Genomic DNA, 14,308 nt, shown 5'->3' with positions numbered 1-14,308 from the left:
ACTCCCTATTATAAAATTGGGGACACTTCGGTAGAATGACTAGAAGTTCGGAGGGGTTCGATCATGGGCCGCAACAGCTTTGCTAAATGCTCGCTCATTAGCGTGTGTCCATAATCGGAAGGATGAATAAGATCGGAGGTCAGCGAGGTTAGATCGCGCATGACTGATGCGCCATCCAGCAGATGTAGTTGTGGATGTTTATTGCTCTCACAGTAACGAAGCAGCACTTCGTTAAAAACCGCCTCTTGGACATGAAGAAGATGGCCTGTATCAAGAAAATACGTTGCACGATTCGGATAAATCGTAGTAACGAACACAGGTTTGTCAGGATGATTTTTGATAACCCGGTCCAGCATGTAAGACACTCTACGCTTGAATTCCTCGGGAGACACTACAGCACGCATATTGACACCAAGTTCCAGAAACAGAAAATCCCAATCCTCACGTTCAGCCAGATGATCGGCAACTACGTCCTCGCAATAACAAGATCCGCTAAGCGCAAGATTTAGCACATCCACACCAAGTCTGCGCGCTGTCTGCTGTAAGTAACCATTGAAATGATGCGTGGATCCCGCGCTCTGGCTGATGGAAGATCCATAGGCGAGCATCGTAAGCTTCGGTACCTCTTCCGGTCTAGGCGCACGTACTTCACAACCAAAAGCATCCACATCGTAGTAAACAGCTCCGAAACGATCAAAATGCAAACGCCATACGTTAGAGGAAAATCCAGACTGATTCAGCCGCTTACTTGATACCTCTGTAAAACGTTCCGGCTCCTCCAAGTGCAGAGTGGTTACCGTACCCGCCTGCAGAAAATGCTGAGAATGAAAAAAATCCCCTCTGCATACCACAACGCGGCCGTTACTATCATTCGATCCGACAGTGACCCTAACATGCTTGGATTCGGTGACAAACCGCAATTCGCAGCCGTTCGATTGTATAGCTTTGGTTCTTCCTTTCTCTGACAAGCCATTGCGCACATGCTGTGGAAAACGCTGGAGATGCAATCCAGATTGATAGGGTTTATGAACCAGCTCCGAAACATTGTGAAAATAAACGCCTTCCTTTTCCATCTTTGCAGCTACACCACCTTAATAAAATCGAGTTCGTGTTAACTCATATCTGACTTCTATTGCATCATATAATAACAACAAAAGCATAGTCAACAAGTTTTTATGTTTATTATGAGTCATATATGAGTCAATTCTTGTGCAACAAACAAATACTTCAACATAACAAAAAGCACAGATTCAGAATTGAACCTGTGCCGGGATTTTCACATAAACTTTCAGTCCTCAAGAGTGCTGAGTCTCCTGATTTACCGCATTCAATATTTCCTCAAGTCTGCGGCATAACTCGTCGTTGTCCAGTAGACCTGAAACAAACATCATGATATCACGTTGAATCTCTTTCAACTGGAGGTTGCTCAAACCCAGCTCTGTAACCAGACGATAGGTAGGGAAGATCTCACGATAAAGCTGAAAACGGGCCGGACGATAACCCACTTCCTCACCTTCCCAATCCATCACCAAACGGTTGGCTGCAATATTCAGCGTCTTGCGCCTAATGATCAGTTGTGCCTCGTGTGAGGTGAGAAAATCGACGAGTAGCATGGATGCATCCTTGTTCTGTGATTTGCTGTTAACCGCCAGTCCATTTATAATCAGCAGCGTATCAGCATTTTGCAGCCGCGGCAATGGAGCAATATCGAATGCCAAATCGGATTGACGCAATTGGTTCAAGAAGTAATAGGTCGTCATTATCATGGACACTTTGCCTTGCAAGAACAAGGCTTCCGCATCCGCATCGCTCTCGGACAATACGGCTGGAAATACATCTTTCATGCCTATCAGCTTTCGGATGGTTCCTAAACTGTCGAGTAGCTTTGAGCCGCTGAACCGGTATTTCCCTTCGTCATCCTGTTCTGCCGCAAACGTTGTGCCGCTTTGAAGCAGGAACAACGGCCACCGGTTACGAGAAGGCAAATAAAAATAAAAACCGTACCAGTCATGACCTTCTGCTACCTTTCGACCATTAGCAAACAAATCGTCCCAGGTCCAGCTACTGTCTGGTGGTGATACGCCGGCTTCCTTAAAGTGCTGTTTATTATAACAAAGCACGACTGGAGAATAAATGAAGGGGCGAACGCGATTACGGTCACCATACCGGAACGGGTCGGAAAGAAAACGATACGTGTCCGGCTGTTCCTCCATCGGCTCCAGCAGCTCCGTACAGCCTTGCTCCAAAAAATCCTCATAATTGTTATTATTCATCAGTACGACATCCATGATTTCCGACTGCAAATATTCCTTCAAAGATGTCGAGTAGTTTCCTGAAGACAACTCGAGCGGCTGAACGTCGATATGCGGATAGCGTTTACCGAACTCATTCAGTAGCTCTTGCATCTCTACAAGCTTGGAGATGGTGTTCACATATCCGAACTTGATCGTCGTTCTGCCTTCCTCTACGGGAGGAATTATCCGATTGCCAACACGCGGAATTTTCTCAATTAAGCCTTCATCCACCAGCACCTTGAGCCCGTTGCGCACAGAAGCGTTGCTAAGTCCGAAGCGCACCTCTAAGTCGCTTTCTGAAGGAAGATAACTGCCGATCGCTATACTTCCCGAATGAATTTCATGTCGCAAGGTTTGAATCATTTCCTCTAGCCTGATACGGAAAAATTTTCTGCTATTCCTTTTCTGCATTGGGTTTCCTCGCCATCTTCCGATTAATCGAGCCCATAGGGACAAGTTTATATAGTATTCATCATACTGAAATCCTTTGGGAACGACAAGTATCGGAGTCTGGCCCCATATAGCGTATGTTCTGCACCCACGGTTTCATACAGAGCGGTCAATACACTGTAATCCTCTTAATACCCCATATAACTCTCCAAACCGGCTGGATCTATAATGAGCATTTGCTTGTTTCCGATTAGCTCAATAAGACCTGAATCTTCAAACCTTGAGAATTTTCTGCTAATAGTTTCGCGGGTGACCCCAACATAACTGGCCAGCTCTTCACGAGACAACGGAAGGTCAATATGAATATGAGTGCCACGCTGCTTACCATATTTGTCGCTGAGTTCCATGATCATATAAGCAATTCGTATTTCGGGATCTTTGGTCGCCAGGCTTTGCGCCAGATTTTCCGTATGAGCTAGTCTTTTGGTCACACTCTTCAGTAGTCTGAGCGAAATATCCGGATTATCCCTCATCAGCTGCTCCATATCCGTTCGGGTCAGCATGCAAATGTTAGTGTCTTTCAGAGCATAAGCACTGAAGTTACTCAGCTCATCGCTGTTAAAAATGCTCAGTTCTCCGAAAAAGTCTCCATTCGTCAAGATGTGCAAAATTTGTTCCTTGCCCTCAGGAGTTGTCTTAGATAATTTAACATGCCCTCGCTGAATAATGTACAGCGTATCTGACGGCGCCCCTTCCAGAATTAAAGGTTGACCTTTAGTAAACTTACGATGCTTGATCATAGCGCTGATCCGGGAGAGATCGTCATCGCTTAACGCAGCAAAAATAGGCACCTTGCGGGTACAAGGTTCAGCAGCGTATTGGCAAGAATACTCCTTCATAACTGTCCCCCCTGTTGTTCATTTTTTTGTACAACTCCTACTTTCCTTTAGGATACAGAAGTTTTTTTATCTTCAACCGGCGCAAAATGACTGGTATCTTCACCGCATACCGGACAGACCCAATCTTCAGGCAAATCTTCAAATGCAGTGCCTGCAACAACATCCCCATCGGGATCGCCTAATGCCGGATCATAGATATAACCACAGGGTAGACAAATGTATTTTTTCATCTTTATCATCTCCTAAAAAGTTAATAGTTTAGTTCAGCCTGCTTTGTACTTCAGCCATAATCTCCTCGATGCTACTCCCGTTAACATCGATCCCCTCAAGGGAGATGCCATACTCAACAGCGGTTTTATACCCCAGAGAAGCAGCTGCACCTTGCCAGGATATCGCACCGATCATTGTGTTATCTTTCACATAGATACGCGTATACGCCCCATTGTCATCTCCGCTTACCGCCGTATCGCAACACTGTTCATCCACGTTGCCTATCGAAAATAAAGAGATACCAAAGGCGGTAAACAAGGTAACCGGAACAGCTCTACGATACGCCGTCAGATTGGCAACCATATTACTGCCGGCAATCCTGCCCTGCTCAATCGCTCCGCCCCACAGTCCTTCCACATGCCCGTTAATTTCAGCAACATCTCCGGCTGCATACACATGCGGATCATTTGTTTGCATTTGTTCATTTACGATAATGCCCTGCCGGACTTGAATATTCGAGCCACTTACCAGTTTCGTATTCGGTACAATACCAATAGAGTAGACTACATGGTCACAGGAAAAATGAGATTGGTCGTGCAGCGTAATTCCGGTAACATACTCAGTTCCTGTTATAGACGCTACATCAGCTCGAAGAATAACCTTCACACCTGCTTGTTCAAGGTTCTCTTTAAGGAGCTGTGAGGATTTCTCATCAAGCTGTCTGCCCATCAACCGGTGAAAAGCTTCGATCACCGTTACCTGATATCCAGCTTCATGCAGCGCCCAAGCGGTTTCGATTCCCTGCACTCCCCCACCGATTACGGCTACATGGCTGCCATCCTGCAGGTTTTCTTTCAATCTGTCCGCGTCGTTCATATCCCGGAGGGTATGAACATTGTTCAGGGCGAAGCCCTCAAGGGAGAGTGCACGATTCTTCGCTCCCATACACAATAAAAGCTTATGATAAGAAACACTCTGCCCATCTTCTGTCACAACTATTTGCCGGTCCGGGTGGACAGAACGGATTCGGGTCGAGGTTTTTACGGAGATACGGTTATCGCGGTACCATTTTTCCTTTTTAATCAGCACCTTCTCACTGTGCAGGTCGGTAAACAGCCCTTTGGTCAGCTTAATCCGGTTATAGGGCAGTTGACTTTCCTCCCCGAGGATCGAAATTTCCGATTCTGCGTCTTGATCACGGATGGCTTTGGCGGCATGGACGGCGGCTACTCCTCCGCCAACAATAACGTAATGTTTTGTCATCCTATGTTCCTCCTCCCTAAAATGAACTCAGCAGCAAATCCGAAACAAATTCAGCCGCATTTTTAATTTTTTGAACTTTCTCAGGCTCTTTCGGGGAAAATCTGATTCGTACAGGGAACTCTACATGTGTCATCCCCGTGGTTTTAATAACCTCAGATGTGCTTTGCACCGTCATGTTTGTTCCATTCAGATAATCCTGAATGACTTCAATGGCTTCACCACTCCAGCCGTAGGAGCCAAAGGCTGCAGCAAGTTTACCTTCCAGATTCATATTGTGCAATTCTTTCAGAATGTTCTCCAGGTTCCCAATCATGTCCGCGTATTTAGTGGAGCTGCCAATAAAGACCGCGTCCGCTGACGTTATGCTGTTCAGAATATCAGTGGCACTACTTTTATCTGCATCCCAGACCTCTGTCTCTATATTATTTTCCTGCAAGCAATCCTGTATGATTTTGGCCATCTTCTTGGTACTGTTTTTGATGGTGGTATATACGATGGTTGCCTTTTTTCCTTGCGTCGTTTCACGGCTCAATGTGGCGTACATCCCGATATATTTACGTATGTCCTTCCGGATCACAAACCCATGGGAAGGAGCGATCATCCGGATCTCAAGATCCTTAACAGCCTCTAACAGGGTTCTTACATATCTTCTGTGAGGATGAATAATTGCTGCGTAATAGCCCTGGAAATCTTCCGTAATATCAAACCCGGCTTCATCGCTGAATAGATTCTCCACCGCAACATGCGTGCTGAAAATATCACAAGGAAATAAGATTTGATCTTCGATACAATAGGTGATCATCGTTTCTGCGGTATGGAGATACGGTGTTTCTTTAAACAGCAGCGTTTTCCCGCCAATATCCAGCTTATCTCCGTCTTTAACCACCAGGAAGTTCCGGCTATGAAGCTTGTACATTTCCTGCAATTCGGGAACAGCAATCTCGGTGCATACGATCGTGGCATTTGCAGCCTTGGCAGCGAGAGCTGCCAGTCCACCAGAGTGATCAGGCTCTGTATGATTAATTACAATGTAATGGATATCTAGAAGATCAATCATTTCACCCAGACACTCGGCATATTCACGTCCGAATTCCATATCTACGGTATCAATGACAGTTGGTTTACCTGTTTTTAATAAATAAGAATTATAGGTAGTTCCTTTTGCCAGAATCAGGCGGTGAAATGGAACCTGGCGGTTATCGATTTTGCCTATCCAGTAAGTATCCCCGGCGATTTTTTTGAATTGTGTACTCATTTCTTTAACCTCCAATGTTTGATTGATAATGTTTATCAACAACCTTATTTTATTATGGCTGCCAAACAAAAAAGAGGATTTGAATCAAATTATAAAAGTTTGAAAAAAATGAATACCTTAAATTTAGACGATCTAAATAAAGTGATTATGCGTTGAGTCACATTTTAAATAAAAAGCCACACAAATGTTTGCACTTCGCCTTAAAGAAAGAATAACCCATAACAACTTTATGCCATATCCTAATGAAAATAATAAAAAGGTGGATATCCATGACTGAAATACAAATAGCTGCTGTGGGAGATCTAATGGTCAAACGTTATATTATTTCGGATGCTAAACAGCCTGACGGAACCTATTCGTTCAGCCCCCTGTTTGCAAAAGTAGCTCCTTATCTGAAACAGGCTGATTTGACGATTGGCAATCTCGAAACCACCTTTGCTGGAAGTGGCCCCGAATGCCGGAAAAGTCCCCGATCAGGCGGTCCGATATTCAAATGTCCAGACGAACTGGCCCCTGCACTTAAGGAAGCCGGATTCGACGTATTAGTAACGGCCAACAATCATTGCATGGATTATGGTGCCCCGGGTCTGGTTCGGACGTTACGAGTTCTGGACCGTAATGGAATGGACCACACGGGAACAGCTAAATCATTAGAAGAATCCAAGAGAACGCTTATTAAAAACGTCAAAGGAATTACGATTGGCATCCTCTCCTACACAGCAGGAACCAACCGAATTCCTGTACCAGTGAGTAAGCCATGGCTGGTTAACCGGATATCTACGCCCAAGATCATTCGGGAGATTCGAGATTTAAAAAAGAAAGTCGATCTAGTCTTGCTTTATCTGCATTTCGGAAGCGAATATCGTTACACTCCAAACAAGAGGCAAAAAGAGCTGGTCAATCTCTTCTTTAAAAATGGCGCCGACATCATACTGGGGTCTCACCCACATGTTCTTCAACCGTTAGCGCTTCGTGGAAAAAAACAATTCGTTATTTACTCATTGGGGAATTTTGTTTCTACTAAACTAATGAATATTCCTTATACACAAAGCGGTATCATTCTTACGCTTAAAATAAAGAAGGATGAAAAAGGACACACGAGTATAACTAACGTAGGTTACATCCCGACTTGTGTAGATCGAAGAATAAAAAGCGGCAGGAAAATTACAGAGATCATCCCCATCCGCGACGCATTAAAGAGAAGCGACACCGACATAAAAACAGAGCGGCGAAATCTCATGAATCGAATGTTGAAACATACGACAACAATCTTAAAGAGGGAATAGAGTCGTTACAGAAAAATAACGTTCCGCGGAATTTACCGCGGAACGTTATAGATTTAGACCTCAAAACTGTATTTGAGTTTAGCGTAAACGATCAGGCATCATTAATTTAAGGAATTCTAGAATACCATTCTCTACTACAAGTTCTTCTCTATCTTGATCAGCAAGTACTCTTCTGATGAGATCTTCTTTACCCTCCAGTACTTTACTTGTCCAATGAGGATCAATGATAAGAGACCGTCCTACTGCTACTAATTCAGCATTTGTCAACGTGTCCTCTGCGTCCTGTTTGGTACGGATATCTCCTACCCCAATTAAAGGTACACGGCCATTGATTTTCTCATGCACATATTGCAGGATTGATTTTTCTTTAAAATCTTCTGATGCAGATACTTTCTTAAAATCCCCTAATGAAATATGCAGATAATCCAGCTTTTTATCAGCTAATTTATCAATAAGATAAAAGGTATCGGTGATTTTAATTCCAGGCTCTTCATATTCTTCTGGAGAAAAACGATACCCGACAATAAAATCCTTAACCTTTGAATTGTCAACGACAGCAATAACTGCATCCACTAATTGGTTAATGAAATTAAATCTTTTCTCTAAGCTTCCGCCCCATTGATCTTCACGACGGTTGGAGTGTGGAGAGAAGAATTGTTGGATTAAATATGTGTTTGCTCCATGAATTTCTACCCCGTCAAATCCAGCTTGAATAGCACGTTGAGTCGCTTTTTTAAAATCCTCAATTACACCGAAAATTTCATCTTCTGTTAATGCTCTTGGAATTTCTGCATTCGGGCGTTCGGCAGCAATGGCGCTGGAGGAGACGGGTTGTACGCCACGCAATATTTTTGAATCTGTCATTCTTCCTGCATGGAATAGCTGTAAAATAGCCTTTGTTCCATTTCGTTTAATAGTAGATGCTAATCGGCTGAGGCTAGGAATAAATTCATCGGAGGAAACACTAAGTTCACCTTCCCATCCTTTTCCACCCTCTTGTACATTTGCTGCCGCAGTGATGACCGCACCTACTTCGCCCGTTCTTAGCGAATAGTATTTCAATTCATCTTGTGTTACTACACCGTCATAAAAGCTCATTCGAGTGGTCATTGGAGCCATAACCACTCGGTTTTTTAATGTCAGCCCTCTGCGAAAAGTTAATGCTGTGTCTAGTGCTATCATCTTTTTCCCAACTTTCATTAAATTATATTTAGATAAATTATTATATACATGCGCATACATATAAATTACAGCAATGATTTATTCTTGTCAACTAATAAAGAACTGCTGTTGGATACAACAAAAAGCGCTGTTCCGCTGAACAGCGCTTTTCGCTCGTTATGAATCGTCCTTATTATTCTAGTTCGGCCGGTTTTACAATGGCTGCACCTTTATTATTTTTGGAATATTTAGCTTCGATTTTCGTGGTGTATGTATCTTTGGCTCCATCACTTACCAGCACATAACTCAGATCGACTATCAGCTTTTCCGTTTGCCAGGTCTTAGTATTGACGAATAATTTCCACGTTACGCTTTTGGGTTGAACTGTCTCTCCATCCCAGAGGTTCTCCTGGTCATAGAGTTTGATTATCCCCTTAGCTGCTGTCGGATCGGTTACCGTGAATTGTAAGACTGTTTGTGCGCCAGCAGTGCTGACTTTCATGGATTTTTTATAACTTTTGACCGAATCAAGCATGGAAACAGGATCGTATTGGCCTTTAGAGTAAAAGGCATCCCATTCCGTTTTCTCCAGTCCAAGCCAATATTGTGCATCAGGATCGATTGGCTCCCCGTCATCGTCGTAACCTTCATCTTCAGATTCATCGATCAGTTCACTTCCGTCTACAAGATAGTAAAACTCCTTGTCATTGGCATATAGACTGTACGATGTTTCTAAAAGACTACTAGCGACAGTGCCTGCTGCGGCAAAATTCGGCAGACGGTTGATATCCAGCTTCAGAGTGTTGGTGTTGCTGATACGCACCCCGCCGCTTTGAATATCCTGTTTTTTGGTCACATCCAGATGGAAATTCTTTATTGCTTTGGAGGCTGCCGTTACTTTGCTGATCATCTGATCCGCGGTTACTACTGTTGAGGTAGCTGCAGACACTACTCCTGGATTAGACATCCATCCGATCGTTCCGGACAGCAATAAAGCACCTACTGCCAAACTAGTACCTATTGTTTTGAAAAAACTGTTCATGTACTTCCCCTTTCGGCCCCTTGCGATAATGTAACGCCGTATAGGTCGAAATAATAAAAGAGCTCAAAATAGACTACATATTTTTAGAGCTATCCTTTATGCTTCATAAGACATCCCTATGGCGGCCTGGCGATCATTTCCTTCTGTCGAAAGGCTTTAGACCCATGGCTTTGTGTCATCATCTTTCGATGATTTTACCTTTAACGCGGACATTCAATTAGTTTTAATTAGATTACGGACGCATGTCCCACCGCTAATTTTATCATGGTTATAATTACCTGTAAACGACTTATCTTCCATTCGAATTCGCTATGATATTCAGAAGAAATACTACAATCAAAATGAAAAATGAACGATTACATACGCTTATAAGTCTTATTAATGAGAACAGCAAAGACAGGGGGTGCAGCAAAATGAGTGACCGGGAAATTTTCGAGCTCTATAAAGAACAAGTATATTATTTTTGTTACTACTTAATGAAAAATCAGGCAGATGCGGAGGATATTTCCCAAGAGGTATTTGTAAAAGTTATCTTAGCGGATAAGTCGAAGGTAAGAAACTTGAAAGCTTGGATTTTACGAATTGCTTCGAATGAGTGCAACAGTGTGATCAAAAGGCGTAAGACGGGGTGGATGAAAGAAGTACGTAATTATTTACTATCCAGGTCTGAGGAATCAAACCCTGTAGAAAAACGTTTGGATCGACAGGAAACTAAAAAAGAATTACAAGGGTTATACAGTCAGCTTCCCGACAAAATCAGAATGGTAGTAGTCCTTCGTTTTATAAACGAATTGACTGTACCCGAGATCTCTAAAGTTATGAGCATACCCGAAGGAACTGTAAAATCCAGACTGAACAAGGGACTTAAAATACTAAATAGAATGGGTGGAACCCAACTAAAGGAGCTGAATAGTAATGAGTCTGTATATTGAAAAAGATAAACATATTCCCCGACCGGATTATGATTTGATGTGGACTGCCATAGAACAAGAAGCTTATAAACGTCAAAGAAATCTGCATGCCTCCCAGAATACTCCTAGGTCTAATAAAAAGGTTATTCCTATCAGTATTGTCTTCTCTTGCCTCTTACTTGTAGCCATTCCTGTATTCGCTAGTATGACGATTAATTGGGATAAAATTGGTGGTCGAAGTGTGAGCAATGCATTAAATAACGGCATCGGTCAACAGTATAATCTTCAAACTTCCAGTTCAGGAGTAACAATGAATTTGAACGGTGTTGTAACTGATGGAGAAAAAATGAAAATGCTGTTATCACTTGATACTAAATCTGATCTATCCAAATATACTGGATTTGCTACAGAGGAAAACATCATGACTAATGAATCCGGTGCCAAGGCAAAGGTATACGGTTATTTAGAATACGATCCTGAAAGCCAGAAACTCATTGGAGTATATGAGACACCTGATACATTAAAGGATGATAAAAAGGACTACAGGTTTGAAGCACGGAATCTCATTTTTTACCGTGATCAGAATATTCCCTTACAATCTAATCATCAAGCAGGGGATACTATCGATACTGGAGTTAAGCAATATCCAAGCATTCAAATCGAATCCGTTCGACATGTTTCCAATCAAACCATTATCCGTTACAAAGTCGCTGCATCACCATCTGACTTAGGACGGGGTAATCCACATTTGGTAGTTAGTACTGGTGGTCAAAAGAATGAAGCAATTCCAACCATCATGCCTAACGAAGGATCGGATTTATTTATTGAACAGGTTTTCAATATAACTGAATCAGATTGGAAGGAAGCTAGTCTTCATTTTAGTTACATTGAAGAAGCGAAACGATTTTCAGGTACGTGGAAGTTCGATTTTAAAGCAGATGGACAAAAAGCAAGTGAGGCGATTTACACTAAGAAACTGTATAACAGTCCTGAATTTCAAGAAAAGACCGGCATAACCTTAGATCAGCTAGTGGTTACCCCTTTGGATATCCAAATTCTAATAGATGAAAATGATTCGCTTAAAAAAGGAATTGTCCACTATAATACCGCTCAGTTGGTTATAGGTGATCAAACAATCACTGGGGGTTGGAATTTGAAAGGAGATCATTCCGAAAGCTACCAGCATTTATTTCAATTCGAATCTCCGGAATGGTATAACGACTGGTCCGATGTTCCAATGAAACTTATATTAAAGGATGCTGTCATTGAGAAACGTGATACTACTAAGAATTGGATCACTATAAACAAACCTAAAGAAGAAAAGCAGTTCACTTCACTTGATGTCGATGGGTTAAAAATTGAATTCACTTACTATACTGAGGACGAAAATTTGATTGTCGAATCAACATCCAAATCTTCTGGCTTCAAAAGCGTTAACCAAACTACGTTACGGATTAATGGCAAAGAAGTGGTGCCTGAAATTACACCTAAGGGCATGATATCTACAGGAACTAATATTGATAGCTACAAAGATATCCCTTTCGACGAAAAAATCGAACTGAACCCTGGTATCTATAAATATAGCGATCCTAGCCGGAACGAGGAAATTAAACTTTAATACAGGAAGTTAATCTATGTCCCGCCCTTTCTAGTTAATCCTAAGGGCGGGTTATTTATGGATAAAATCATTTCTGTTTATGTATCTCTTTTATTTCCTTCACCACAAAAAAAGCATAGAACGGACTCAAGTCCGCTTTATGCTTTCCATTATTAAGATAAACAATATTTAACCAGCGCATCTCGCACACCATGCTCGTTGTTAGACCCCGTGACAGCATTCGCTGCCGCTTTGACCTCAACCGGAGAATTATCCATCGCAACGCCCATACCCGCGTATGTAAGCATAGAAATATCATTAAAATAATTACCGATCGAAAGAACTTCCTCTTGCGGAATTCCCAGCTTCACAGCCAGATTCTTTAAGGCGTTGCCCTTGGAGGCTTCCGGATGCATCAAATCAACGAAAAATTCACCACTGCGCAAAATATTGTACTCATGGGTCCAAGTGCGCCATTCACGTTCAGCTTCGTCAAGGATTTCTGATTGTGTAAATACAGTAAACTTAACAACCGGTTCACGGAAATCTTCCCATGCTGGCAGTGTAGCCGGCACGATACGGAAGTGTTCATACATATAATTGGCTTCTTTGGTCAGGTTTTCTACATTATCTACATACATATCAAAAGCCGTATTCACATCATAATGAATATCATGCTTTCTACAATAATCAATATAAGGGTCAAGACCACGAGCATCCATACCGTATTGATGCAGCACTTCCCGATCTTTCACACGAACCGTTGCAGCTCCGTTATGACCCAGCACATAACCAGACAACCCCATTTCCTCCATAAAAGGAATCGAGTTCTGCGGACTGCGGCCGGTACATAACACGATTTGTCCTCCAAGACGTGTAACCTCAGCAATGGCTTCTTTATTCTCAGTGCTCAAGTGGTGATCATCATTCAACAGTGTACCATCTACATCTAGTGCAATCAGTTTGTATCTCATACTCCCACCATCCTTGTCTTTCTTTTTCTATATATATTGAACCTGGCTATTTGAGTTAAGTTTCAGTCGCAACTGCGGTGAATATTTGGACTTCCAGCCGCTGTTGTTTCCAGATTTCTTGATTTATACCGTTTACTAGTGGTTGAAATCCGGAAACAAAGGCGGCCGCTATCGCTCTTACAGTTCCAAATTTCCCCTCCGCCACTCCATTCCCTTATCCCAAGTTTCCAAATTCAATTTACATACCATTTTTTCTCTATATTATTGTTCTAATGCTTCTGTACTTAAGAGTGCCAGTTCCTCTAGCGTAAGTTCACGACTAGCTCCCAGTGGCAGGCTTTCGTCCAGCTTCAATTCTCCCATAGATACTCGTTTCAGAAAAGTGACTTTTTTGCCGACAGCTTGGAACATTCGCTTCACCTGGTGAAACTTTCCTTCTGTGATGATCAGCGAAATATGTGAGATTACTTTACTGCCGCGTTCTCTTCCCAATATAGTTAGCTGTGCAGGTAAAGTAACATATCCATCTTCCAGCTCGACACCTGCCGCAAAAGCCGCTACATCGTCTGCATCTACGTCTCCCTCAACTGTAGCTTCATACGTCTTAGGGACATGCTTGCGTGGCGATAGTAGCTCGTGAGCAAGCTTTCCATCATTGGTGAGCAGAAGCAGCCCTACTGTGTCCTTATCTAACCTTCCTACAGGAAAAGGTTCAAACTGTACATATTCCTGCTTTAAAAGATCCAGAACGGTCCGATCCCGCTTGTCCTCTGTTGCCGACAGAACTCCCGGTGGCTTATTCATCATAAGATAAATAAATTCACGATAGGTAACAAGCTCGCCGCCAACCACAATTTTATCGTGATACGGGTCTACATGAAATCCACTATCCTTGACGACTGCACCATTCACGGTAATTAAACCTTGCTTGGCTTGTTTACGAATATCGCTGCGTGATCCTACCCCCATATGGGACAATACTTTATCTAAACGCTGCTTTTTTGCAGTTTTCCCTGATAGGCTCAT

At 42.6% G+C, this 14,308-nt stretch carries 13 protein-coding genes and 1 riboswitch; of the genes, 3 read left to right on the top strand and 10 right to left on the bottom strand.

Going from position 1 to position 14,308, the window contains the following annotated elements:
* Window positions 1–8 precede the first annotated feature (8 nt).
* The 6 genes from NSQ91_RS10955 to NSQ91_RS10930 all read right to left on the bottom strand — a co-directional run bounded on the left by NSQ91_RS10955 (window position 9) and on the right by NSQ91_RS10930 (window position 6,311).
* Window positions 9–1,073 (bottom strand): SGNH/GDSL hydrolase family protein, encoded by a 1,065-nt coding sequence (locus tag NSQ91_RS10955; protein ID WP_076280258.1) that lies wholly within the window; start codon window positions 1,071–1,073, stop codon window positions 9–11.
* Between the two features lie 222 nt (window positions 1,074–1,295).
* Complete coding sequence (locus NSQ91_RS10950; protein ID WP_076304807.1) at window positions 1,296–2,705, bottom strand: extracellular solute-binding protein; 1,410 nt, start codon at window positions 2,703–2,705, stop codon at window positions 1,296–1,298.
* Between the two features lie 167 nt (window positions 2,706–2,872).
* Window positions 2,873–3,583, bottom strand: a complete 711-nt coding sequence (locus NSQ91_RS10945) for a Crp/Fnr family transcriptional regulator (RefSeq protein WP_051491610.1) — start codon at window positions 3,581–3,583, stop codon at window positions 2,873–2,875.
* Between the two features lie 47 nt (window positions 3,584–3,630).
* Entirely contained in the window at window positions 3,631–3,813 is a 183-nt protein-coding gene (rd, locus tag NSQ91_RS10940; RefSeq protein ID WP_076304806.1) for a rubredoxin, read from the bottom strand.
* Window positions 3,814–3,841: 28 nt separating this feature from the next.
* On the bottom strand, window positions 3,842–5,056 hold the full coding sequence (locus tag NSQ91_RS10935; RefSeq protein WP_076304805.1) for an NAD(P)/FAD-dependent oxidoreductase: 1,215 nt from the start codon (window positions 5,054–5,056) through the stop codon (window positions 3,842–3,844).
* Window positions 5,057–5,072: 16 nt separating this feature from the next.
* Window positions 5,073–6,311, bottom strand: a complete 1,239-nt coding sequence (locus NSQ91_RS10930; RefSeq protein WP_076304804.1) for an FprA family A-type flavoprotein — start codon at window positions 6,309–6,311, stop codon at window positions 5,073–5,075.
* A 269-nt stretch (window positions 6,312–6,580) separates the two neighbouring features.
* On the opposite strand from NSQ91_RS10930, the gene NSQ91_RS10925 reads away from it, so the two are divergent.
* A complete protein-coding gene (locus NSQ91_RS10925; protein ID WP_076304803.1) occupies window positions 6,581–7,597 on the top strand; it encodes a CapA family protein in 1,017 nt (338 codons plus the stop codon).
* Window positions 7,598–7,675: 78 nt separating this feature from the next.
* Here NSQ91_RS10925 and NSQ91_RS10920 read toward each other — a convergent pair whose 3' ends face one another.
* Window positions 7,676–8,779, bottom strand: a complete 1,104-nt coding sequence (locus NSQ91_RS10920) for an NADH-dependent flavin oxidoreductase (protein ID WP_076301374.1) — start codon at window positions 8,777–8,779, stop codon at window positions 7,676–7,678.
* 172 nt (window positions 8,780–8,951) lie between these two features.
* Complete coding sequence (locus tag NSQ91_RS10915; protein WP_076301216.1) at window positions 8,952–9,800, bottom strand: DUF6612 family protein; 849 nt, start codon at window positions 9,798–9,800, stop codon at window positions 8,952–8,954.
* 117 nt (window positions 9,801–9,917) lie between these two features.
* Window positions 9,918–10,009, bottom strand: a riboswitch (cyclic di-GMP riboswitch).
* Between the two features lie 204 nt (window positions 10,010–10,213).
* Here NSQ91_RS10915 and NSQ91_RS10910 point away from each other — a divergent pair.
* Together NSQ91_RS10910 and NSQ91_RS10905 are read left to right on the top strand one after the other, a co-directional pair.
* A complete protein-coding gene (locus tag NSQ91_RS10910) occupies window positions 10,214–10,732 on the top strand; it encodes an RNA polymerase sigma factor (protein WP_076301217.1) in 519 nt (172 codons plus the stop codon).
* Window positions 10,716–12,329, top strand: coding sequence for a DUF4179 domain-containing protein (locus NSQ91_RS10905; RefSeq protein ID WP_076304802.1), 1,614 nt, complete (start codon window positions 10,716–10,718; stop codon window positions 12,327–12,329). Before NSQ91_RS10910 ends, NSQ91_RS10905 begins: the two co-directional genes overlap by 17 nt.
* Before the next feature lie 152 nt (window positions 12,330–12,481).
* On the opposite strand, the gene NSQ91_RS10900 is transcribed toward NSQ91_RS10905, so the two are convergent.
* Complete coding sequence (locus NSQ91_RS10900) at window positions 12,482–13,282, bottom strand: Cof-type HAD-IIB family hydrolase (protein WP_076186697.1); 801 nt, start codon at window positions 13,280–13,282, stop codon at window positions 12,482–12,484.
* Window positions 13,283–13,543: 261 nt separating this feature from the next.
* Window positions 13,544–14,308: a pseudouridine synthase gene (locus tag NSQ91_RS10895; protein ID WP_076186699.1), complete on the bottom strand. Its 765-nt coding sequence runs from the start codon at window positions 14,306–14,308 to the stop codon at window positions 13,544–13,546.

Source organism: Paenibacillus sp. FSL R7-0048 (assembly GCF_038004505.1).
Classification (GTDB): domain Bacteria; phylum Bacillota; class Bacilli; order Paenibacillales; family Paenibacillaceae; genus Paenibacillus_AQ; species Paenibacillus_AQ odorifer.
Note: the sequence above shows the minus strand (reverse complement) of the source record. Positions and strands in the feature narration are given on the sequence as shown.